The sequence below is a fragment of the Bradyrhizobium sp. USDA 4510 genome (genome assembly GCF_054059095.1).
Genome location: NZ_JBSSBT010000001.1, coordinates 2,132,688 through 2,154,399, shown reverse-complemented (window position 1 = coordinate 2,154,399; position 21,712 = coordinate 2,132,688). Strand labels below are relative to the sequence as shown.

General features: G+C 65.1%; 18 protein-coding genes and 1 pseudogene. 8 read left to right on the top strand and 11 right to left on the bottom strand.

The window, feature by feature from the left end; genetic code table 11:
- Window positions 1-31 precede the first annotated feature (31 nt).
- The 3 genes from hpaD to ACVMDN_RS09515 all read left to right on the top strand — a co-directional run bounded on the left by hpaD (window position 32) and on the right by ACVMDN_RS09515 (window position 3,605).
- Complete coding sequence (gene hpaD, locus ACVMDN_RS09525) at window positions 32-1,015, top strand: 3,4-dihydroxyphenylacetate 2,3-dioxygenase (protein WP_057015721.1); 984 nt, start codon at window positions 32-34, stop codon at window positions 1,013-1,015.
- A 63-nt stretch (window positions 1,016-1,078) separates the two neighbouring features.
- On the top strand, window positions 1,079-1,951 hold the full coding sequence (locus tag ACVMDN_RS09520) for a fumarylacetoacetate hydrolase family protein (protein WP_057015722.1): 873 nt from the start codon (window positions 1,079-1,081) through the stop codon (window positions 1,949-1,951).
- A gap of 25 nt (window positions 1,952-1,976) precedes the next feature.
- Window positions 1,977-3,605, top strand: a complete 1,629-nt coding sequence (locus ACVMDN_RS09515; protein ID WP_057015723.1) for a thiamine pyrophosphate-dependent enzyme — start codon at window positions 1,977-1,979, stop codon at window positions 3,603-3,605.
- An 88-nt stretch (window positions 3,606-3,693) separates the two neighbouring features.
- Here the strand turns inward: ACVMDN_RS09515 and ACVMDN_RS09510 are convergent, their stop codons facing one another.
- Genes ACVMDN_RS09510 through ACVMDN_RS09500 form a run of 3 tightly spaced genes read right to left on the bottom strand, consistent with a single transcriptional unit; the run spans window position 3,694 to window position 6,345 of the window.
- The gene (locus ACVMDN_RS09510; protein ID WP_076832981.1) at window positions 3,694-4,908 is read right to left on the bottom strand and encodes an MFS transporter; all 1,215 of its coding nucleotides are present in this window, start codon (window positions 4,906-4,908) and stop codon (window positions 3,694-3,696) included.
- Window positions 4,909-4,934: 26 nt separating this feature from the next.
- Window positions 4,935-5,588 carry a DNA oxidative demethylase AlkB gene (gene alkB, locus ACVMDN_RS09505; RefSeq protein ID WP_057015725.1) on the bottom strand — a complete coding sequence of 218 codons (654 nt, stop codon included), beginning with the start codon at window positions 5,586-5,588 and terminating at the stop codon, window positions 4,935-4,937.
- A gap of 13 nt (window positions 5,589-5,601) precedes the next feature.
- On the bottom strand, window positions 5,602-6,345 hold the full coding sequence (locus ACVMDN_RS09500; RefSeq protein WP_076832978.1) for a 2OG-Fe(II) oxygenase: 744 nt from the start codon (window positions 6,343-6,345) through the stop codon (window positions 5,602-5,604).
- A 174-nt stretch (window positions 6,346-6,519) separates the two neighbouring features.
- Here ACVMDN_RS09500 and ACVMDN_RS09495 point away from each other — a divergent pair, with 174 nt between their 5' ends.
- On the top strand, window positions 6,520-7,605 hold the full coding sequence (locus ACVMDN_RS09495) for an IS4 family transposase (protein WP_253587271.1): 1,086 nt from the start codon (window positions 6,520-6,522) through the stop codon (window positions 7,603-7,605).
- 345 nt (window positions 7,606-7,950) lie between these two features.
- Here ACVMDN_RS09495 and ACVMDN_RS09490 read toward each other — a convergent pair whose 3' ends face one another.
- The 7 genes from ACVMDN_RS09490 to ACVMDN_RS09460 all read right to left on the bottom strand — a co-directional run bounded on the left by ACVMDN_RS09490 (window position 7,951) and on the right by ACVMDN_RS09460 (window position 14,631).
- Entirely contained in the window at window positions 7,951-8,637 is a 687-nt protein-coding gene (locus ACVMDN_RS09490) for a DUF2848 domain-containing protein (RefSeq protein WP_076832975.1), read from the bottom strand.
- The gene (locus ACVMDN_RS09485) at window positions 8,630-9,979 is read right to left on the bottom strand and encodes an amidase (protein WP_076833562.1); all 1,350 of its coding nucleotides are present in this window, start codon (window positions 9,977-9,979) and stop codon (window positions 8,630-8,632) included. Before ACVMDN_RS09485 ends, ACVMDN_RS09490 begins: the two co-directional genes overlap by 8 nt.
- A 92-nt stretch (window positions 9,980-10,071) precedes the next feature.
- Window positions 10,072-10,791, bottom strand: a complete 720-nt coding sequence (locus tag ACVMDN_RS09480; protein WP_076832973.1) for an ABC transporter ATP-binding protein — start codon at window positions 10,789-10,791, stop codon at window positions 10,072-10,074.
- On the bottom strand, window positions 10,781-11,509 hold the full coding sequence (locus ACVMDN_RS09475) for an ABC transporter ATP-binding protein (protein ID WP_076832970.1): 729 nt from the start codon (window positions 11,507-11,509) through the stop codon (window positions 10,781-10,783). Before ACVMDN_RS09475 ends, ACVMDN_RS09480 begins: the two co-directional genes overlap by 11 nt.
- Window positions 11,499-12,419 (bottom strand): branched-chain amino acid ABC transporter permease, encoded by a 921-nt coding sequence (locus ACVMDN_RS09470; RefSeq protein ID WP_057015729.1) that lies wholly within the window; start codon window positions 12,417-12,419, stop codon window positions 11,499-11,501. The genes ACVMDN_RS09475 and ACVMDN_RS09470 overlap by 11 nt, the downstream gene beginning before the upstream one ends.
- Complete coding sequence (locus ACVMDN_RS09465) at window positions 12,412-13,335, bottom strand: branched-chain amino acid ABC transporter permease (RefSeq protein WP_028338731.1); 924 nt, start codon at window positions 13,333-13,335, stop codon at window positions 12,412-12,414. Before ACVMDN_RS09465 ends, ACVMDN_RS09470 begins: the two co-directional genes overlap by 8 nt.
- A gap of 45 nt (window positions 13,336-13,380) precedes the next feature.
- Window positions 13,381-14,631 carry an amino acid ABC transporter substrate-binding protein gene (locus ACVMDN_RS09460; protein WP_233475624.1) on the bottom strand — a complete coding sequence of 417 codons (1,251 nt, stop codon included), beginning with the start codon at window positions 14,629-14,631 and terminating at the stop codon, window positions 13,381-13,383.
- Between the two features lie 228 nt (window positions 14,632-14,859).
- Between ACVMDN_RS09460 and ACVMDN_RS09455 the strand changes: the two are divergent.
- The 4 genes and pseudogenes from ACVMDN_RS09455 (at window position 14,860) to ACVMDN_RS09440 (ending at window position 18,747) form a co-directional block, all read left to right on the top strand.
- Window positions 14,860-15,275, top strand: a pseudogene (locus tag ACVMDN_RS09455) (Zn-ribbon domain-containing OB-fold protein).
- 4 nt (window positions 15,276-15,279) lie between these two features.
- Window positions 15,280-16,419, top strand: a complete 1,140-nt coding sequence (locus ACVMDN_RS09450) for a thiolase C-terminal domain-containing protein (RefSeq protein ID WP_076833558.1) — start codon at window positions 15,280-15,282, stop codon at window positions 16,417-16,419.
- 109 nt (window positions 16,420-16,528) lie between these two features.
- Entirely contained in the window at window positions 16,529-17,443 is a 915-nt protein-coding gene (locus ACVMDN_RS09445; protein WP_018270553.1) for an SDR family oxidoreductase, read from the top strand.
- Window positions 17,444-17,634: 191 nt separating this feature from the next.
- On the top strand, window positions 17,635-18,747 hold the full coding sequence (locus tag ACVMDN_RS09440; protein ID WP_143271172.1) for an SMP-30/gluconolactonase/LRE family protein: 1,113 nt from the start codon (window positions 17,635-17,637) through the stop codon (window positions 18,745-18,747).
- Between the two features lie 134 nt (window positions 18,748-18,881).
- On the opposite strand, the gene ppc is transcribed toward ACVMDN_RS09440, so the two are convergent.
- A complete protein-coding gene (ppc, locus tag ACVMDN_RS09435) occupies window positions 18,882-21,689 on the bottom strand; it encodes a phosphoenolpyruvate carboxylase (protein ID WP_076832967.1) in 2,808 nt (935 codons plus the stop codon).
- Between the last annotated feature and the right edge of the window lie 23 nt (window positions 21,690-21,712).

The window sequence follows — 21,712 nt, the reverse complement described above, 5'->3', positions numbered from 1 at the left end:
GGAATGACGATAGAATTGAGGGGAAACACCGATGCCCGTTCCAACGCACGTTTTCGATCCGCCGTTCAACATCATCCGCTGCAGCCATGCCGTGCTCGACGTCACGAATCTCGACAAGAGCGCCGCCTTCTACGAGAAGACGGTCGGCCTTCACATCGAGAACCGCGACGACAAGTCGGTGTATCTGCGCGCCAGCGAGGAGCACCAGCATCACTCGGTGGTGCTGCGCAAGGCGCCGAAGGCGGCCTGCAACCGGCTTGGCTTCAAGGTCGGCAACGACGGCGACCTCGACAAGGCCGCCGCCTTCTTCTCCGAGAACGGCATCGCCTACGCTTTCGTCGACCAGCCGTTCCAGGGCCGCACCCTGCAATTCACCGATCCGTTCGGCTTCCAGATCGAGCTTTACGCTACGATGGAGAAGCGCCCCCATCTCTTGCGGCGCTACGATCTCTACAAGGGCTGCCATCCGCAGCGGCTCGACCATTTCAACGTGTTCGCCGCCGAGGTGCAGGACACAGTCGATTTCTACGCCCGGCTCGGCTTCCGCCTCACCGAATATGCCGAGGAGGACGGGGACAACGGCCGCATCGCAGCCGCCTGGATGCACCGCAAGGGCAATGTCCACGACTTCGCCATCACCAACGGCCGCGGCCCGCGCCTGCACCACATCGCCTATTGGGTACCGACCGCGATGAACATCGTGCATCTCTGCGACGTGATGGCCTCCTCCGGCTACCTCAAGAACATCGAGCGCGGTCCTGGCCGGCACGGCATCTCCAACGCCTTCTTCCTGTACATCCGCGATCCCGACGGCCACCGCATCGAGCTCTACACCAGCGATTATTTCACCGGTGATCACGACCATGAGCCGCTGCGCTGGTCGCTGCGCGATCCGCGCCGCCAGACGCTGTGGGGCGCGCCGGCGCCGCGCTCCTGGTTCGAGGAAGGCTCGACCTTCGCCGGCCAAGCGGTGCGCGAGCCGCGCTTCGTCGCCGACGTGCTGGTCGCGGACTAGTGCGCGCCTTCCTCCTCACGTCGTCCCTGCTTTCGCAGGACGACACCAATTATGGGACTACTAATGCCCTCTCCTCGCCTCGCCACCTATTCCTTCAACGGCGCCACCAGCTATGGCGTCGTCACCGACACCGGCATCGTCGACCTCTCGTCGCGCTTCGCCAAGGACTATCCGACGCTGCGCGAGGCGATCGCCGCCGGCGCGCTGAGCAGGCTCGTGGAGGACGCCGCCAGGCGCGCGCCCGACCACGCGCTCGACGCAGTCGACTGGCAGCCTCCGATCCCGGCGCCGGAAAAGATCATCTGCATCGGCGTCAACTACCCGGACCGCAATGCCGAATACAAGGACGGCTCGGACGCGCCGAAATACCCGAGCATGTTCCTGCGGGTGCCGCGCTCCTTCGTCGGCCACAACACGCCGGTGGTGCGGCCGCGCATCTCGCCGCAGCTCGACTATGAGGGCGAGCTGGTTCTGGTGATCGGCAAGGCCGGCCGGCACATTGCGGAGAGCGCCGCGCTCGATCACATCGCCGCGATCACGCTCTGCAATGAAGGCACCATCCGCGACTGGGTGCGCCACGCCAAGTTCAACGTCACCCAGGGCAAGAACTTCGATTCCACCGGCAGCCTCGGCCCGTGGATCGTGCCCTACACCGGTGAAGCGCAGATCGCCGATATCCGCCTGACCACGCGGGTGAACGGCGAGACCCGCCAGGACGACCGCACCTCGCGCTTGATCTTCGGCTTCCGCTACCTCATCAACTACATCTCGACCTTCACGACGCTGGTTCCCGGCGACATCATCGTCACGGGCACCCCGACCGGTGCAGGTGCGCGGTTCGATCCGCCGCGCTATCTGAAGCCCGGCGATGTCGTCGAGGTCGAGGCCGAAGGCGTCGGCATCCTGCGCAACAGCGTCGTCGACGAAGCCACCTAACCTCACCAGCAAAGTGGACAGTGCCATGACCTCTACATCCGGCGGCGAAGCGATCGTCAACGGCCTCGTCGCCCACGGCGTCGACACCGTGTTCGGCCTGCCCGGCGCGCAGATCTATGGCCTGTTCGATGCCTTCCACCAGGCCCAGCTCAAGGTGATCGGCGCCCGGCATGAGCAGGCCTGCGGCTACATGGCGTTCGGCTATGCGCGCTCCAGCGGCAAGCCCGGCGTGTTCAGCGTGGTGCCCGGCCCGGGCGTGCTCAACGCCTCGGCGGCGCTGCTCACCGCATTCGGCTGCAACGAGCCGGTGCTGTGCCTGACCGGTCAGGTGCCGACGCAGTTCCTCGGCAAGGGCCGCGGCCATCTGCACGAGATGCCGGACCAGCTCGCGACGCTGCGCACCTTCGTGAAATGGGCCGACCGGATCGAATACCCTGATAACGCCCCCGCGCTGGTGTCGCGCGCGTTCCAGGAGATGCTGTCGGGCCGGCGCGGCCCGGCCTCGCTGGAGATGCCGTGGGACGTGTTCACCCAGCGCACCCAGGTCGCGCCCGTCAAGCCGTTCGATCCGTTGCCGGCGCCGCAGCCCGATGCGGACCGCATCAAGGCCGCCGCCGACCTGATCGCCGGCAGCAAGGCGCCGATGATCTTCGTCGGCAGCGGCGCCATCGAGGCGCGCGAGGAGATCCTCGAATTGGCCGAGATGATCGACGCGCCTGTCGTCGCCTTCCGCAGCGGCCGCGGCATCGTCTCCAACGCGCATGAACTCGGGCTCACCATGGCTTCGGCCTACAAGCTCTGGCCGAAGACCGACCTGATGATCGGCATCGGCACGCGCCTCGAGCTGCCGACGATGTCGCGCTGGCCCTACCAGCCCGCCGGACTGAAATGCGTGCGCATCGACATCGATCCGGTCGAGCTGCGGCGCTGGCCGGCCGATGCCGGCGTGATTGCGGACGCCAAGGCCGGCACCGCCGATCTCGCCGCCGCTGTGCGCAAGGTGGGCTACCGCAGGACCTCCGGCCGCCGCGCCGCGATCCGCGAGGCGACGGCCGCGACCGAGCAGGAGATCCAGCGCATCCAGCCGCAGATGGCCTATCTGAAGATCCTGCGCGAGGTGCTGCCGGCGAGCGCCATTGTCACCGACGAGCTGTCGCAGGTCGGTTTCACCTCCTGGTACGGCTTTCCGATCTACGAGCCGCGGACCTTCGTCACCTCGGGCTATCAGGGCACGCTCGGCTCGGGTTTCCCGACCGCGCTTGGCGCCAAGGTCGCCAATCCGGACAAGCCGGTGGTCGCGATCACCGGCGACGGCGGCTTCATGTTCGGCGTGCAGGAACTTGCCACCGCCGTGCAGTTCAAGATCGCCGTGGTGACGCTGGTGTTCAACAACAACGCCTATGGCAATGTCCGCCGCGACCAGCGCGAGCGCTTCGACGGCCGCGTCGTCGCCTCCGACCTGGTGAATCCGGATTTCGTGAAGCTTGCAGAATCCTTCGGTGTCGGCGCCGCGCGGGTCACCTCGCCGGATCACTTCCGCCCCGTGCTGGAGAAGGCGCTGGCCGACGGCGGGCCTTACGTGATCTCGGTGGAAGTGCCGACGGATTCGGAAGTCTCGCCCTGGGCGTTCATCCATCCGGCGCGGAATAACTAAGCCAAACGCTCGTCATTCCGGGGCGATGCGCAGCATCGAACCCGGAATCTCGAGATTCCGGGTTCGTTTCGCCCCCGGAATGACAACGCTAAGCGCTCTTCACCCCGTGTTGCAGCCGTGACGCGGCGATCACGAGCAGGCCGGCGCCGGCGACCGACCAGCAGGCGACCGGCGCCCAATGCACCAGCGGCGCATAGTCCGGCATCTTCTGCAGGCCGCCCGCGACCGCCGCCATCCGCGCAAAGGTCGCAAGCGCCAGCGCCGAGAACACGAGGCCGGTGACCTTGCCTTCCGCGCCGGTCTCCCCGATCGCGAGCGCCGCGGACACCGCGCTCATCAGCATGCAGCCCCAAGCGGCCCCCGCCATGAATTGCGCCACGATCAGGACGTTGAGACTGCCGGCGATCTCGGCGGCGATGATCGCAAAGGCACCGAGCAGTCCCGCCGCGCCCATCACGATCAGGCCGCCGCGATGCTTGACGACGATGCTTGCCGGAAACATCGCGATGTTGAAGCCGATCCAGAATACCGGCATCAGCCATTGCAGCTCGTCCGCCTTGGCAAAGCGCAAATAGAACGGCGCGCTGTTGATGTTGAAGTGCAGCTGGTAGCCGAGCGACAGCAGCACCATCGATCCGATCAGGAACATCGGCACCGCCCCGAGCCGCTTCGCCGGGGGCGCCAGCCGCGCCGGCTGCGCCTCTGCCGCGATGCGGCGCTCGACGCCTGAGAAGGCGAGCGCGGTCAGTAGCAGCACCGCGCCTGACAGCACGAACGGCAGCCGTGCATCCTGGTTGCGCAGCACGACGCCAAGATAGGGCGAGACCGCGCCCGCGATGCCATAACCCAGCATCGCCAGCGCCGCGAGGAACGGCACCGAGGGTTGCGCGCGATACTTGCTGAGCAGCGTCAGCGGCGGCGCCCGCAAGGCCGACGACGTCACGGCCCAGATCACGATCAGCACGATCAGCCAGACCCTCGCGCCCGGCCCGGTGCCGGCGACGTAAGGCAATGCGACGAAGGCGGCGCAGGAGATCGCGGCAAGGATACCGACAAACAAGCCAAGGCGGCCGACCAGGCTCGATATCCTGTCGGCGGCCATGCCCATCGCCGTGTCGGTGACGGTGAAGATGCCTTGATCCATCATCAGGATCAGGATCACGGTCGACGGCGCGATGCCGACATCGGCGCACAGCTTCGGCAGATAGATCAGATAAGTGGTCCAGCCCAGCGTGAAGACGAGCTGCAGCACGGCGAGATAGACGCCGGTACGGTTGACGGCGCGGTCGGCCTTGGTGGTCATCCGCCAAGTCTAGACCACCCGGCGGTTCAGCGCACCTTGCGGAAGGTCAAATTGATGCGCTGGCGGCCGAGCACGCTGTGCTCGCCATCTGCGAGCGGTGCCACGCCGTGATAAAATAGCCGTGACGAGCCGCCCCACACCGCAACGTCGCCATGTTCGAGTCGATAGCGGCGCGGCGTGTCGCTGCGCTGCAGGCCGCCGAACAGGAAGATCGCCGGCAGCCCGAGCGAGATCGACACAATCGGTGCGCGGTAGTCGAGCTCGTCCTTGTCCTGATGCAGCGACAGTTTTGCGCCGGGGACGTAGCGATTGATCAGGCAGGCCTCAGGCGCGAAGCCGTTGAAGCCGGCTTCATCAGCGGCGTCGGCGGCAAGCCTGCGCAACACCTCCGGCATTTCAGGCCAGGGTTGTCCCGAGACGGGATCGATCGGATCATAGCGATAGCCGCTGGGATCGGAGACCCAGCCGACGCTGCCGCAATTGGTCATCGCGACCGACATGCGGTGGCCGCCCGGCGTGATCAGATGCCGGAACGGCGCCTGCTTGACGATGGCACGCAAGGCCGGGATCAGCTCGGCCTCGAACGGCCGGACAAAGCCGCGCAACAGCACCGCGCCATCCGCGATCGTCTCGCGCGATGGCCGGGCATCGCCAATGGTCTCGAACAGATCGGTGGCCACGCCTCTCTCGCACTCACTTCGCGTCGTGGAAGATCACACCAACGGTGTGGCGATGGCCGGAGCGAATCCTGCTGACGCCGTGGCGCAGATTGACACGATACGGTCCGCGCGTCCCCTGCACCGGGCGATGATGCACGGCAAAGGCCACCGCATCGCCCTTGGTGAGCGGCACCACCTCGGGCCGCGACTGCATCCGCGGCCGCTGCTCGGTCAGCACGAATTCGCCACCCGTAAAATCGCGCCCGGGCTGCGACAGCAGGATCGCGACCTGGATCGGGAACACATGCTCGCCATAGAGATCCTGGTGCAGGCAGTTGTAGTCGCCCTCGCCATATTGCAGCAGCAGCGGCGTCGGCCGCGTCTGTTCGGCGTCATGGCAGCGCTTCAGGAACGCCGCATGCGACGCAGGATATCGGATATCGATCCCCATCGTCTCGTTCCAACGATTGGCTGCCGCGGTCAGCCGCGTATAGAGCGCCGGCCGCAGCTCAGCGATCAGGTCCGGCAGCGGATAGGAGAAATACTTGTACTCGCCGCGGCCGAAGCCGTGACGGCCCATCACGATCCGGCTGCGGAACTGGCTGTCGTCGGGATACAGCGCGGCGATGGCATCGCATTCCTCAGGCGTCAGCAGGCTGTTGAGGACGGCGCATCCCTGCCCATCGAGATCGGTCGTGATCCGGTCCCAGTCGAGCCCGTCGACGCGGGCCGGGATGCCGGTGGGTGGACGGGTGATGGTTTTGGCTGTTGCTGTCATGGGACGGAATCTGGCCCCTGATTGCGGCCCGCGCCACCCGATTTCCGATCGAAAGATGCAGAGAACGTCACCACAATTACGGTGTCGTCCCGGCGAAAGCCCATAGGCGCTAAAATAGGATTTGCGCCTTGGATTCGTTTGTGATTCCAAGATGGAATGGCACACGAATCGCTTGTGAACAAAGATTGGGCGCGCGTTGTCGCCCGACTTGGCGGAGCCGAGGCTCTGAACATTAGCGCGCGCAAGACGAAGGCGTTTGTCCGTCCGCGGGAGATCAGCAATGCGGTCGACTTGCTGCGCCTGATCTTGGCTTATTGCCTTGGTGAGAAAGGGCTGCGGTTGACGGCGGCATGGGCCACGTCGGTTGGGCTTGTCGATATCTCCAACGTGGCTCTGTTGTATCGCTTACGTCAGTGCGGAGATTGGCTGGCAATCTTGGTCGAGCAGGCGCTTGCCGACGCGGCGCCGAAGGCGATCCGCGGTCGTCTGATCCGTATTGTTGACGCCACGACGGTCCCCAAGGCTGGGACGAGCGGCAGGAACAAGAACGCAGTGTGGCGTATCCATAGCGCGTTCGATCTTCCGCAGGAGCGCTTTGGTCACTTCGAACTGACCGATCAGCGAGCGGGCGAGACGCTGGATCGGATACCGGCGGTTGCCGGTGAGATCCGTCTTGCCGATCGCGCCTATCTGCAACCGGAGCGCATGGCGCATCTCGTCGATGCCGATGCAGACTTCGTGATCCGGGCCGGCTGGAAGAGCGCGCGCTGGCTCGATGCCGAAGGTAATCTTGTTGACCTCACTGCCGAACTGCGCAACGCCTCGGCGCGTGGCCTGATCGATCGGCCGATTTGGATAAAGCGCAAGTCAGGTGCGCCGCCGCTCGCAGTGCGTCTGGTTGCCGCGAAGAAGCCGGCGCAAGCTGCTGCGGCTGCGCGACGCAAGGCGCGCCGGACTGCACAAAAGGGAGGTCATCAGCTCTCCAGGCAAACACTTGACGCCGCAGATTGGGTGATCCTGGTGACCTCACTCAGGCCAGAGGACTTCACGACTGCAGATATCCTCGCCCTCTATCGGCTGCGATGGCGCATTGAGCTCGGCTTCAAGCGGCTGAAAAGCCTGATTGGCCTGAAGGGACCTCCCGGAACCGACGAGCGGTCCGCCAGACCCCATATCCTCGCTCATCTGCTGATCATTCTATTGCTCGAGCCGCTCGTCGACGAACTCGAAGACTCTCCCCGCTTGGCCGACGCCGCCTGACCCACCCAGTGACGTGGCGTCTGCTGCGCCAGCTCGTCGCTTCGCTACGGCAAGCGATCATTCCACAGCCCGCAATCGCTCTACTCTGCAGAGCCAGTCACGCTCTCCGGCGACATCTACGCGAGCCACCCAGACATAAGCGCCACTATCAGACTATGATCAAACTATCTTAGCGCCTATGGGCGAAAGCCGGGACCCATAGCCACCGTCGTCAGTTGTTGAGATCGGTGGGGCCACAGCGTGCCAACCACAACACTCTGTGGTTATGGGTCCCGGCTTTCGCCGGGACGACGCACGTGGAGAAAGCGTCGGTCATCTCCCTCACAACAACAACGCGGCGAGCAATCAGCCCCTCACCGGCAGCGTCACCACGTCGTAGCCGTGGCTGATCTTCCGCTTCAGCACCGGGTCTTCCAGCTCGAACTCGAACCGGCTGGCCGGGCGGATGCCGCCCTTGGCCGCGAAGGTGCCGCCGAACATGGCGCAGCCGTCGGGCAGCGCGCCCTGGTCGAAGCCGCGCGCGATCAGGTCCTTCACCGGCAGCATGTGATCGAGCGTGCCTTCCTGGTAGAGCACGCGCTGGCCGCCGATCACGGCCCAGGAACGCAGCACCAGCTGGTCCCAGTGGCCGATCACGTCGTCGAGTTCCCACAGCTCCGATGCCATCGGCTTGTCGCACATCTGCTTCGACACGGTGACGCTGTAGCTCTCGACCTTGCGGTCGGTGTGGTCGGAGCCGCAGCCGACGAAAATGCGGCCCTGCCAGCCGATCAGCACGAACTCGACCTCGCCGCTCGAGTCCTCTCCGCAGACTTCGATGGCATCGGCGAAGGTGAGCCGGCGCGCCGAGCAGCGGTAGTAGATCGGCGTGGTCGCGGGCCGTGCGATGCCGAGTGCCTCGAGCTCGGCGATGTGCTTGTCGCGCGCCACCGGATCGCGGCCGGTCCAGCCGGCGATCACGGCCTGCCTGATTTCCAGTGTGAGCGGAGTGGCGACGCCTTTGTCGTCGACATTGAAGGTGAGATCAAACACGGATCACGGTCTCCATTCCGGCAGCGAGCTCGAAAATGCGCCGATCCGAACCACCCGCGGCGGCGAGCATCAGGCCGACCGGCGCCTCGCCCTCGTGATGCGCGGGCAGCGAGATCGCGCAGCCGTCGAGCACATTGATCAGCGTGCAATTGCGCAGCGCGCGCAAATTCTCGGTGGCGAACGCCTTGTCGTCGGCGAGGCTGGCGATCGTAGGCGGCAGGTTCGCCGTGGTCGGCAGCACCATCGCATCATAGGGCGCGATCCGCTTCTCGGTACGGGCGATGAAGGAGCGGCGCGCGTTGAGCAGATCGATATAGTCGGCGGCCGGAAAGCCCTCGCCGCGCTGGATGCGCACGGCGACGCGCGGATCGTAGATGTCGCCCTTGCTGGCCAGCAGGAAGCGATGCCAGGCATAGCTTTCGGCGGCGGCAAAGCCGCCCTTGACGTTCATGACGCCGACATCGAGCAATTCGGGCACCTCGATCCGCTCGATCAAGGCGCCTGCGCGCGACAACGAAGCAAGCGCGCGCTCGAAGGTTTTTGCGACGGCATCGTCGAGGTCGTCGAGCGCGACCGTGGTCGGCACCGCGAGCCGCATGCCCTTCACCGGGCGCGACGTGATCGGCGTCACCGGTTGATCCGCCAGCACCGCGTCGAGCGCGGCGCAGCAGGCCACCGAATTGGCCAGCGGGCCGTAGCTGTCGAGCGTGAACGACAGCGGCACGCCGCCATCGAGCGGAATCCGGCGTTGCGTCGGCTTGTAGCCGACGATGCCGTTGAAGGCGGCGGGAATCCGGCAGGAGCCGCCGGTATCGGTACCGAGCGCGCCGAACGCCATGCCGTCCGCGATCGAGACCGCCGCCCCCGAGGACGAGCCGCCCGGCACGTGGCCGGCGCTGCGGTTCCAGGCGCTCTTCGGCGTGCCGTAATGCGGATTGATGCCGATGCCGGAATAGGCGAACTCGGTCATGTTGGTGCGGCCGATCACGATGAAGCCGGCGCGCTTGAGCCGCGCCACGACAGGTGCATCGGCATCCGCCGGCGCGGAATCCTCCAGCGCGCGCGAGCCCGCCCGCGTCACCTGCCCCTTGATGTCGAACAGGTCCTTGATCGAAACCGGAATGCCGGCAAATGGCGACGGCGCGGCATTGGCCTTGCGCAGCCGGTCCATGGCGTCGGCGGCCTCCAGCGCGGCGTCGCGGTCGACATGGATGAAGGTGCGTTGGCCCTCGCCTGAGGGATCAGCGATTTTGGCGATGCACTGCTCGACGAGCTTGCGGGCAGAGGTCGCGCCGCCGGCGAGATCGGCGGCCAGGGAGGCGAGTGTCGGATTCTTGGGCATGGCTTTCACTTCACGGCTTGCACTTCATGGCTTGCAGTTGATTGTCGCGCGAACCGAGGCCGATTTCCAGCCCGCCGGCGCCTCACCTCGCATCACTTCAGCCCGAAATAGGCGCGGTGCAGCTCTTCATTGCCGCTCATCTCGGCAACCGTGCCGGAGAAGCGGATCCGCCCGCCTTCCAGCACGAATACGCGGGTGGCAATCTCGAGAAAACCGATATTTTGCTCCGCGATCAAGAGTGCCAGTCCGCGGCCCTGCAGGCTCGACAAGGCGCGCAGCACCTCCTTGACGAACAGCGGCGACAGCCCGGCCGAGGGCTCGTCCATCACCAGCAGCTTCGGCTCGGCCGACAGCGCCTTGGCGATGCCGAGCATCTTTCGCTGACCGCCGGACAGGCTGGACGCGGGATCGCGGCGCTTGTCGCGCAGCACCGGGAACAGGCCGTACAGTTCGTCGACCCGCGCCCCCGGATTGGCATGGCCCAGCGCCTGCGCGCCGACGCGGATATTTTCCTCGATCGACAGGTCGGGAAACACCGCAAGCTCCGACATGTAGGTCATGCCGCGCTTCATGCGGTCCGACGAGCGCATCCTGGTGATGTCCTCGCTGCCGAGCTTGATGTGGCCGCTGCGGGCCTCGATCAGGCCGACCAGCGACTTCAGGAACGTGGTCTTGCCCGCGCCGTTGGCGCCGAGCAGCAGCACGGTCTCGCCGGGGCGGACGTCGAGATCGACGCCCCACAGCACCTGCATGGTGCCGTAGCCGGCATCGACGCCCCTCGTGTCCAGAAGCGACACCGCATCAGTGGGCATGCTCGCCTCCCAAAAATACCTCGATCACCTGCGGCTCGCGTACCGCGGTCGCCAGCGTGCCCTCGAAGATCTCCTTGCCCGCATTGAGCACGATGACGCGGTCGGTGATCTGTTCGATGAAGCCCATCAGATGCTCGACCACGATGATCGCCATGCCGGTCGCGGCCAAGGCCTTGATGCGGCCGGCGATCCAGTCGAGCTCCGCCGGGTTGAGGCCGGCCGCGAGTTCGTCGAGCAGCAGCAGCCGCGGCCGCGTGGCGAGCGCACGGGTCAGATCGAGCATCTTCTGCTGCGCGCTGTTGAGATCGGCGGCCGGACGGTCGGCGACCTCCTTCAGCCTGAAATCCTCAAGCAGTTCGGCAATCGACGGCGCACCGGTCGCGCCGCCATAGGCCAGCGCCACCTGGATGTTCTCGCGTACCGTGAGCGACAGGAACGGCTTCGGCACCTGGAAGGTGCGGTTGATGCCGCGGTGAACGAGCTTGTGCGAGGCGACGCCGCCGGCGGACGCGCCGTCGAACACGATCTCGCCGCCATCTGGCGCATAGAGACCGGAGATCACATTGATCGCCGTGGTCTTGCCGGAGCCGTTCGGGCCGACCAAACCGAGGATCTCGCCCGGCACGACGTGAAAGCTGAGGCCGTCGAGCGCGTGGAAACCGCCGAAGCGCTTGACCAGCTTCGAGACCTTGAGGATCGGGTTTTTCTCAGGGGACATGCCACCCCCTGCGGGTTGCCAGCGACACCAGTCCAGAGGGCAGGAACAGCACCAGGCCCATGATCAGGAGACCATAGATCAGCTGGAAATATTGCGGCGTGGTGAAGCCGATCAGATTGTAGATGCCGTAGAGAATCAGCACGCCGACGATCGGTCCGGTGATGGTGGCAACGCCGCCGAACAGCGCGAACACGATCGCGAAGATGCTGAACTCGCCGGAGAACACGTTGTCCGGATAGAACACCGAGACGTACCAGGCATAGATGCCGCCGGCGAGGCCGGCGACCAGCGCCGAGGCGAGCCAGGCAATCACCCGCATCTTCACGATATTGACGCCGGCCATCGAGGCCGACACCGCATCCTCGCGCACGGCCTGCAGCGCCAGCCCGAACGGCGAGTTCTTCAGATAGACCACCGCACCGACCGTCAGCGCCATCACGACGACCGCGGCATAGTACGCATGGGTCGGGTTGAACGTGCCGGTGAGCGACACGCCGTAGGGACCCTTGGTGATCCCCTCCAGCGCCGGGTTGGCGACGAAGTGCAGCACCGCGAGCGAGGCCGCGAGATTGGCGATCGCGAAATACGCACCCGACAGCCGCAGCAGCGGTGTCAGCAACAGGCCGAGCGCCACCGCCACGACGCCGCCGACCAGCACCGCCAGCGGCGCCGGTGTATGCAGATGCATCACCATGATGGCGAAGCCATAGGCGCCGGCGCCGAAGAAGCCGACATAGCCGAACGGCAGATAGCCGGTGAAGCCATAGATGATGTTCACGCCTTGCGCGAGGATCAGGAAGATCACGAAGTTGAACAGCAGCAGATGGTTTTGATACACGCCGGGCAGCAGTGCGAACACCACCACCAGCGGCGCCAGGATGAACAGCAGGTGTTTCGAGGCGTTATGCAACGCGCACCCGCCTTCCGAGCAGACCGCTCGGACGCAACAACAGGATCACGATCAACAACACATAGGGCAGCAAGTCGGCCCAGGAACTGAGATAGGTCTGCACCAGCATGTAGCAGAGACCGTAGACGACACCGCCGAGCGCGGTGCCGAGCGGATTGCCGAGCGAACCCAGCACGACGATCGCAAACGACGTCACGGTCGCGTCGGCGCCGAACGCCGGCGTCACCGAGCCGAACATGAAGGGCGCGAACACGCCGGCGACCGCCGCGATGCCGAGCCCGATGCCGAACGCCGCCGCCGAGACGCGATCGACGTCGATGCCGGTCGCCAAGGCCTCGTCGCGCCGTGACATCACCGCGCGGGTCAGGGTACCGAGCCTTGTGTGGTAGAGATAGAGGTAGACCAGCGCGATCGCGATCAGACTGGTGATGGCCGCGATCACCCACGGCGCGGGAAAGCCCTGGCCGAAGATCTGGATCGGCCCTGCGCCGCCCGCCTTGCCGCCGAACCATTTCACCTTGATGGTCGTGAACACGGTGCCGAGCAGCCGGCTCTGGATCGAGCGCTCGCTGGTGCCGGCGAAGATCGTGGTGACGGCCTCGATCACCTGCGACAGGCCGAAGAACAGGATGATCGACAGCATTTCCGGATTGGCCGAGCCCTGCAGCCGCGGCACCAGCACCCAGTATAGCAGCACGCCCACCAGCACGAACACTACGAAGGCCAGGGGCACCGCGAACAGCGGGTCGATGCCGGCGATGCCGACCACGCCGAGCGCGATGAAGGCGCCCAGCATCAGGATGTCGCCATGCGCAAGGTTGACGATGCGCATGACGCCGAACACGAGATTGAGACCGATGCCGACCAGGCTGAAATACAGCCCGAACAGCACGCCGGCAACGAGCGCATAGGTCATGCTACCGCTCGCCGCCGACGGTTACGCCTGCCGCACCCACCTGCATCACGGCGCCGGGTAGATCGGCTTGCCGGTGGCGGTCTCGTGCGGATAGATCGAGACGAACTTGATGTGATCGTGCTCGTCGACCGTGAGCTGGCCGAGCGGCGTGAGTTCGCCGATCTGGCCGCCGGTCTCATCCAGCGCGAAGGTGCCGTCCAGCGTCTTGAGCTGGCCGCTGAGCGAGAACACCGCGCGGCGCAGCTCCATCTGGTCGAGGCTGGTCGCTACCGACAGCGTCTTCTCGATCACCAGCGCCGTGGTGTAGCCGGCCACCGCGTTGAAGCCGAACTCCATCTTGCCGTCGTTGTACTTTTTGGTCCAGGCGGCGCGGAAATCCTTCATGTTCATCCCGAAATTGACGGGATAGTCCAATTCGGACGGCGGCACATAGGTCCAGATGTGCTCGAGACCCTTGGCGCCGACGTTCTTCTCGAGCAACTCGGTCTCGAGGCCGGCATAGATCGCGAACAGCATCTTGAACTTGGTGCCGACGTCCTGGACGTTGCGCAGGAAGGCGATGTCGTTCGGCGCATAGCCGAAATGGATCACCGCGTCGGGATTGGCGTTGCTGATGTTGTTGATGATGACGTTGTAGTTGGTGGTCTCGGTCGGAACGCCCTGGTCATAGACGATCTCGATCGGCGCGCCGGACTCCTTGACGAACTTGCGGAACGCGTTGGCCTGGGTGCCGGTGAACTCGTTGGTCGAATAGAGGATCGCGACCTTCTTGATGCCGAGGCCAGGACCGTCATGGCTGATGAAGTCGGCGACCGGCTTCGGCCACACCGTCGACACCGGATCGGCCATCAGCGCGATGTAGGGATTGTCCTTCGAGAAGAAGCTCGCGCCGGTGCCGGTCTGGTCGAACAGGAACATCTTGTGATCGCGCGCGATCGCAACCGCGGGCGCCGTCAGCACCGATCCGGAATCGGCGACCAGGAGATCGACCTTATCCTGGGTGACGAGCTGATTATAAAGCGTCGAGGCGGTCGCGGTGTTGCTCTGGTCGTCATAGGAGACGAGCTTGATCGGGATCTTCTTGTCGAACGCCTTCACGAAGACGCCGCCCTCGGCGTTCTTCTGCTCGACCCACAATTTCAGCGAGCTGTAGACCGGCATCGAGATCGAGGCGTAGCGCCCCGAGGATGCGTAGAGCGTGCCGATCTTGATCTCCAACGGTGCGTCGGCGGCCATCGCCTGCGTGGCGAATGCGAGGCTGGCAGCGAGTGCCGCGCCGATGATCCTCAGCATCATATGTTCCTCCCGGCTATCTTGAACGTGTCTTGGACGTATCTTGGACGCGGCCCTTCTACGCGCCGGATCGGAGCGACACAAGCAGCGCGGCCTTAGCAATTGTGCGAGGGGCGGAATATGCGGCATGCGCGGGACACAGGCCGCTGCGCGGAGCATGGATGGACCGTTGACGGGCCTTGGTTCAATGTCGCATCAAGACTGTAACGATTTCGGGAGGAGACATCAGACATGGCCGAGCCCGCGCGCGCGAAACCAAAGCCGACACCGGAGACCCAGCATTTCTGGGATGGCACCAAGGCTGGCGAGCTGCGCCTGCAGCGCTGCGCGATGCCTGCGCCAATGTCTACTTTCCGCCGCGGCCGTTCTGCCCCTCCTGCGCCTCGCGCAAGGTCTCGATCTTCAAGGCCAGCGGCAAGGGCAAGCTCTACAGCTACGTCATCAACCACCGTCCCGCAGCGCCCGGCTTCACGCCGCCTTATGCGATCGCGGTCGTCGAGCTCGACGAGGGCCCGCGCATGATGAGCAACATCATCGATTGTCCGCAGACGCCGGAAGCGCTCGAGCTCGACATGCGGCTCGAGGTCGCCTTCGAGGCGCTCGACGACAAGATCACCCTTCCCTTGTTCCGTCCGGCAAAGGGGTAATGTGATGCGCAGGAACCAGGTTGCCGTCGTCGGTGCGGCCGAAACCACCGAACTCGGCGTCATCCCGAACATTTCGCAGATCCAGCTGCACGCGGACGCGGCGCTGAATGCGATCGCGGACGCCGGCCTGAAGCTGTGCGACATCGACGGCTTCGCTACTGCGGTCGAGACCCCGCAGCAGATGGCGCACTATCTCGGCATCACGCCGACCTGGGTCGACGGCACCTCGGTCGGCGGCTGCTCCTTCATGCTGCATGTTCGCCACGCCGCTGCGGCGATCGAGGCCGGCCTGTGCAAGACCGTTCTGATCACGCATGCCGAAAGCGGCAAGTCGATGATCGGCAAGCAGCCGCGCTTCACGCCGGCCGACAGCCTCAACGGCCAGTTCGAGGCGCCGTTCGGCGTCTACGGGCCGCCGAGCATGTTTCCGATTCCCGTGCTGCGGTTCATGAAGACCCACGGCATCACGCATGAGCAGCTCGCGATGGTCGCGGTGGTGCAGCGCGAATGGGCGGGGAAGAACCCGCGCGCGACCATGAAGGACCCGATCACCGTCGCCGACGTACTGAACTCGCGGATGATCGCCTATCCGTTCCGGCTGCTGCAATGCTGCCTCGTCACCGACGGCGGCGGCGCGCTGATCCTCACCTCGGCCGACCGCGCCAAGGATTTCCCGAACAAGCCGGTCTACATCCTCGGCACCGGCGAGAGCGTGGAAACGCCGATGGTCAGCCAAATGAAGACGTTCGACTCATCGCGCGCCTTCAAAGTGGCAGGGCCGCTGGCCTTCAAGGAGGCCGGCATCACCCACAAGGACGTCGATCATCTGATGATCTACGATGCATTCGCGCATCTGCCGCTCTACGGCCTCGGCGACCTCGGCTTCATGCCGTATGAGGAGACCGGCAAGTTCATCGCCGACGGCAACACCCGCCCCGGCGGCAAGCTGCCGCTCAACACCAATGGCGGCGGCCTCAGCTACATGCACTCCGGCATGTACGGCATGTACGCGCTGCAGGAGAGCGTGCGGCAGATGCGCGGTATCGCGCCGGCGCAGGTGCCGAACGCAAAGATCTCGGTCTGCCACGGCGTCGGCGGCATGTTCGCCGCAAGTGGCACGATCATCTTTACGAACGAGAAGTAACAACTCCGTCGTTCCGGGGCGCGCGAAGCGCGAGCCCGGAACCTCGAGATTCCGGGTCTGGTGCTTCGCACCATCCCGGAATGACGGAGAGCAAACCAGGAGAACCGACATGGCAAAATCACTGCAGGATAAGGTCATCATCGTCACCGGCGCGGGCCGCGGCATCGGGCGCGAGATCGCGCTGCTCTGCGCGGCGGAGGGCGCCAAGGTCGTGGTCAACGATCCCGGCGGCGCCGCCGATGGCGCCGGCACGAGTGCCGCGCCCGCCGAGGAGGTGGTCGAGGAGATCAAGAAGCGCGGCGGCACCGCGGTCGCCAATTTCGAGTCGGTGGCGGAAGCCATTCCCGCCAGCAAGATCGTGAAGACCGCGACCGATCATTTCGGCCGGCTCGACGGCGTCGTCAACAATGCCGGCATCCTGCGCGACATGATCTTCCACAAGATGAGCGTGGAAGCGTTCGAGGCCGTCATCAAGGTGCATCTGATGGGCTCGTTCTATGTCAGCCACGCCGCGGCGCGGATCTATCGCGAGCAGGAGTCGGGCTCCTTCGTGCACTTCACCTCGACCTCCGGCCTGATCGGCAATTACGGCCAGGCCAACTACGCCGCCGCCAAGCTCGGCATCGTCGGCCTGTCGAAATCGATTGCGCTCGACATGGGCCGCTTCAACGTGCGCTCGAACTGCGTGTCGCCGTTCGCCTGGACCCGCATGATCGGCACCATCCCGACCGAGACCGACGCCGAGAAGGCGCGCGTCGAGAAGATCAAGCAGATGGGCCCGGAGAAGATCGCGCCGGTCTGCGCCTATCTGCTCTCGGACGCGGCCAAGGACGTCACCGGACAGATCTTCGGCGTGCGCATGAACGAAATCTTCCTGTTCGGCCAGCATCGTCCGGTGCGCTCGGTTCATCGCGGCGAAGGCTGGACGCCCGAGACCATTGCCGAACACGGCATGCCGGCGCTGAAGGGATCGTTCGCCAAGCTCGACCGCTCGGCCGACGTCTTCACCTGGGATCCGATCTGAACTTGATCTGATCCTCCGATCCGATCTGGACAGTTTTATGAAATCGTCGCCTCGGCGAACTCCGCGCGCAATCGCGCGCTAGGCGGGGGCGACACACTCTTTGGTTGTTTCATCATGGCGTGCCCGCATTGTGCCAGAATTGCGGGGGTATGATCGTCCTCCCGATAACAAAAAAGCCTGGGAGGACTTTCGTGACAAATCCAAGCAACATTCAGAAACACGAGGGCGACGGTGCGAAGGCGTTCGACCGTCGGACAATCTTGCGCGGCGCAACCGCGCTTGCTGCAACCGCGATGGCCGCATCCGATGCCGCAGCGCGCGACTTCGGCCCCAACGCGGAGCCGCAGCGCTATCCCGATCCAGACGTCGTCGTGATCGACGACAAGCGCTTCAAGGCCAAGGTCGGCAACACCGCGATCAAGCGGCTCTACACCGGCTGCCTGTGGGCGGAGGGCCCGGCCTGGAACGCGCAGGGCCAGTATCTGGTCTGGAGCGATATCCCGGCCAACCGCCAGTTGCGCTATCTCGACGATGACGGCCACATCTCCGAGCAATTCCACAAGCCGTCGAACGAGGCCAACGGCTCGACCTTCGATTTCGAGGGTCGCCAGATCACCGCCGAGCGCACCCGGCTGGTGCGCTACGAGCACGACGGAACCGTCACGCCCTTGGCGGAGCAGGCCAATGGCAGGCAGCTCAACGGGCCGAACGACATGGTCGTGCATCCCAACGACAAGTCGATCTGGTTCACCGATCCCGGCTATGGCGCGATCTCGATCTATGAGGGCCAACTGGCCAACACGGGATCGAAGCAGCCCTACCAGAAGGAAGCCGTGTATCGCATCGATGCTGCGACCGGTCAGATCACCAAGGTTGCCGACGAGCCGTTCAAGCCGAACGGCATCGCCTTCAGCCACGACTACAAGAAGGTCTATGTCTGCGACACCGGCATCACGCACTATCCGAATGCCAAGAACATCGTCTGGCAGTACGACCTCAACGGCGACAAGCTCTCCAACCCGCGCACGCTGATCGACATGACGCTGGACGGCAAGTCAGGCTTCCCGGACGGCCTGCGTGTCGACGTCGACGGCAATATCTGGGTCGGCGCCGGCTGGGTCGGACCGGGCTACGACGGCGTGCAAGTGTTTGCGCCCGACGGCCAGCGGATCGGCCAGATCCTGCTGCCGGAGACCTGCGCCAACCTCACCTTCGGCGGCAAGAAGCGCAACCGCCTGTTCATGACGGCAAGCCAGTCGCTCTACGCGGTCTATGTCGAGACGAAGGGCGCGCACAACTGTTGATCTAACCGTCGTCCCGGCGAAGGCCGGGACCCATTACCACTGTAGTTGGTTGTTGAAGAAAGCTGGGGCCCACATCGTTCACGACACTCCGGTCGTGGTTATGGGTCCCGGCGTTCGCCGGGACGACACTGTGGCTAGCCGCTATTCCGCAACCCCGCCGAGATCCCGTTGATCGTGATCTGAATCCCGCGCAGCACCTGCTCGTCCGGGTTCTGCGCGCGATACTCCTTCAACAGCTCGACCTGCACGTGATTGAGCGGATCCATGTACGGGAAGCGGTTGCGGATGCCGCGCTCCAGCAGCGGGTTGCCCTGCAGGAGCCGGTCATGCCCCATGATGTCGAGCAGCGTCTCGATCGACAGGTGCCATTCGCGGCGGATCTGGCCGAAAATCTTCTCGCGCAACGCGACGTCAGGCACCAGCTCGGCATAGCGCGAGGCGATCGCGATCGAGCTCTTCGCCAGCACCATATCCATGTTGGAGAGCAGCGTGCGGAAGAACGGCCATTCCCGATAGAGCTCCTGCAGGAACGCCATGCCCTGCTCCGGATGCTCTGATATCCAGCTCTCGACCGCGCTGCCGAAACCATACCATCCCGGCAGCATCAGCCGGCATTGCGCCCAGGAGAACACCCACGGAATGGCGCGCAGGTCCTCGATCTCGCGGGTCTTCTTGCGCGAGGCCGGGCGGCTGCCGATGTTCAGCGTCGCGATCTCGTTGATGACGGTCGAGCCCCAGAAATAATCGGCGAAGCCTTCGGTCTCATAGACGAGGCCGCGATAGGCCTTGAAGGCGAGCGCGGAAATCTCCTCCATCGCCTTGAGATATTCGGGGCGCGGCGCGCTCTGCCGAGGCTGCAGCAGGCTGGTTTCCAGCGTTGCAGCCGCGAGGATCTCCAGATTGCTGCGGCCGACCTCGGCATTGGAATATTTCGACGAGATGATCTCGCCCTGCTCCGTGATGCGGATCTGGCCGTTCACCGCGCCGCCGGGCTGCGCGATGATCGCGTCATAGCTCGGGCCGCCGCCGCGGCCGACCGAACCGCCGCGGCCGTGGAACAGGCGCAGCCGCACGCCGTGGCGCTCGAACACCTCGACGAGGCCGATCTCTGCCTTGTAGAGCTCCCAACCCGAGGTGACGAAGCCGCCATCCTTGTTGCTGTCGGAATAGCCGAGCATCACCTCCTGCACGCTACCGAGACTGTCGACCAGCTTGCGATAATCGTGCAGCACCAGCATGCGGTCCATGATGCCGCTGGAGGCCTGCAGATCCTCGATGGTTTCGAACAGCGGCACGATGTTGACGGCGCTGCGGCCGGACGGATTGACGAGCCCGACCTCCTTCAGCAGCACCGCGACCTCGAGCATGTCGGACATGCCCTGGCACATCGAGATGATGCATTGGGAGATCACCTCCGGCCCGAACCTGGCATGCGCCTCGGCCGCGGCTCGGAACACGGCGAGCTCGCTCTGGGTCTCCTCGGAATATTTCACGAAGGGCGAGGCCATCGGCCGTGCATTGCGCAGCTCGCCCAGCAGCAGGCTGACGCGGGCGTCCTCGCCGAGCGCCAGATAGGACATCCCCGGATTGGCGGTGTCGAACAGTTCGGCGATGGTGCGCTCGTGCACCGCCGAGTTCTGGCGGATGTCGAGTCGCGCCAGATGGAAGCCGAAGCAATCCACCGCCCGCCGCAACAGCCGCAGCCGGCCGCGCGCGATCACGCTGGAATTGTTCGCAATCAGCGAGCGGTTGAGCACGTCGAGATCGGCCTGGAATTCCCTGGCGCGCGCATAGGGCTCGGCCTTGCCGACCGGCGGCCGCGTGGTCTCGACCTCGAGCCGGGAGGCTGTCGCCGCAAGTCTCGCATAGATGCCCGATACGGCCAGACGATACGGCTCGCCGCTGCGATGCGGTGAGGTGTCGGGCGAACGCCCGGCGAGGCTCCGCAGCTCGTCCGAGACGTCGGCGAGATGCGCCGCCAGCGACAATTCGGCGCCAAGCGCATGCAGCTCCTCGAGGTAGAAGTTGAGCGCCTGGCTCGACTGCAGGCGCAGCGTGCCGCGCATCACCTCCGCGGTGACGAAGGGATTGCCGTCGCGATCGCCGCCGATCCAGCTTCCCATCCTGAGGAAGGAAGCGAGTTCGCCGGCCTCGCCACCCTCCTTGTTCAGGCGATCCTCCAGCGCGCAATGCAGCCGCGGCACCTCCTGCAGGAAGGTGTAGTCGTAGAACGACAGGCCGTTGGCGACCTCGTCGAGGACGGTCAATTTGGTCCGGCGCAGCAGATTGGTCTGCCACAGCGTCACCACGGCGCGGCGAAGCTGCTCGTCGCTGGCCTCGCTTTCGTCCGGCGTCATCTGCAGCCGCTCGCGGCGGTCGAGCAGATCCGCGATCTCCATCTCGCGATCCATCGTGCTCTTGCGGCGGACCTCGGTCGGATGCGCGGTTAATACCGGGCTGACGAGCGCGCTCCGGAAGAAGCTGCGCAAATCGGCCGGGCTGATGCCGGCCTGGCGGGCATGCACCAGCGTCTGTTCCAGCGTGCTCGGCCGCGGCGCCCCGCTCGGCCCGCGGCTGCGCATCTGGCGGATGTTGTTCTGGTCCTCGGCGATGTTGGCGAGATGGGAGAAATAGCTGAAGGCGCGGACGATCTGCAGCGTCTCGGCAATCGACATGCCGTCGAGGATGCTCTCCAGTTCCCGTCGCGCCAGCTTGTCCTCGTCGCGATGGAAGCGAACCGAGGTCTGGCGGATGCGCTCGACTAGGTCGAATACATCGGCCCCTTCCTGGTCGCGCACGGTGTCGCCGAGGACGCGCCCCAAAAGGCGGATGTCGTTCCGGAGCCGCGCATCCTCCTCCTGCGCAGTCGCTTCCAGAAGGCTGGCCTCTGCGGCACGCTTGGCGCGGATTTCGGTCTCGGACGGCATGGTCTGGGGAGGCATTACCTGGGGAGACATGGCTCGGC

Bases quoted from the DNA above. Each gene is read 5' to 3' on its own strand.
- hpaD (WP_057015721.1), top strand. From the start codon at position 32: ATGCCCGTTCCAACGCACGTTTTCGATCCGCCGTTCAACATCATCCGC.
- ACVMDN_RS09520 (WP_057015722.1), top strand. From the start codon at position 1,079: ATGCCCTCTCCTCGCCTCGCCACCTATTCCTTCAACGGCGCCACCAGC.
- ACVMDN_RS09515 (WP_057015723.1), top strand. From the start codon at position 1,977: ATGACCTCTACATCCGGCGGCGAAGCGATCGTCAACGGCCTCGTCGCC.
- ACVMDN_RS09510 (WP_076832981.1), bottom strand. From the start codon at position 4,908: ATGACCACCAAGGCCGACCGCGCCGTCAACCGTACCGGCGTCTATCTC.
- ACVMDN_RS09500 (WP_076832978.1), bottom strand. From the start codon at position 6,345: ATGACAGCAACAGCCAAAACCATCACCCGTCCACCCACCGGCATCCCG.
- ACVMDN_RS09485 (WP_076833562.1), bottom strand. From the start codon at position 9,979: ATGCCCAAGAATCCGACACTCGCCTCCCTGGCCGCCGATCTCGCCGGC.
- ACVMDN_RS09480 (WP_076832973.1), bottom strand. From the start codon at position 10,791: ATGCCCACTGATGCGGTGTCGCTTCTGGACACGAGGGGCGTCGATGCC.
- ACVMDN_RS09475 (WP_076832970.1), bottom strand. From the start codon at position 11,509: ATGTCCCCTGAGAAAAACCCGATCCTCAAGGTCTCGAAGCTGGTCAAG.
- ACVMDN_RS09465 (WP_028338731.1), bottom strand. From the start codon at position 13,335: ATGACCTATGCGCTCGTTGCCGGCGTGCTGTTCGGGCTGTATTTCAGC.
- ACVMDN_RS09460 (WP_233475624.1), bottom strand. From the start codon at position 14,631: ATGATGCTGAGGATCATCGGCGCGGCACTCGCTGCCAGCCTCGCATTC.
- ACVMDN_RS09450 (WP_076833558.1), top strand. From the start codon at position 15,280: ATGCGCAGGAACCAGGTTGCCGTCGTCGGTGCGGCCGAAACCACCGAA.
- ACVMDN_RS09445 (WP_018270553.1), top strand. From the start codon at position 16,529: ATGGCAAAATCACTGCAGGATAAGGTCATCATCGTCACCGGCGCGGGC.
- ppc (WP_076832967.1), bottom strand. From the start codon at position 21,689: ATGCCTCCCCAGACCATGCCGTCCGAGACCGAAATCCGCGCCAAGCGT.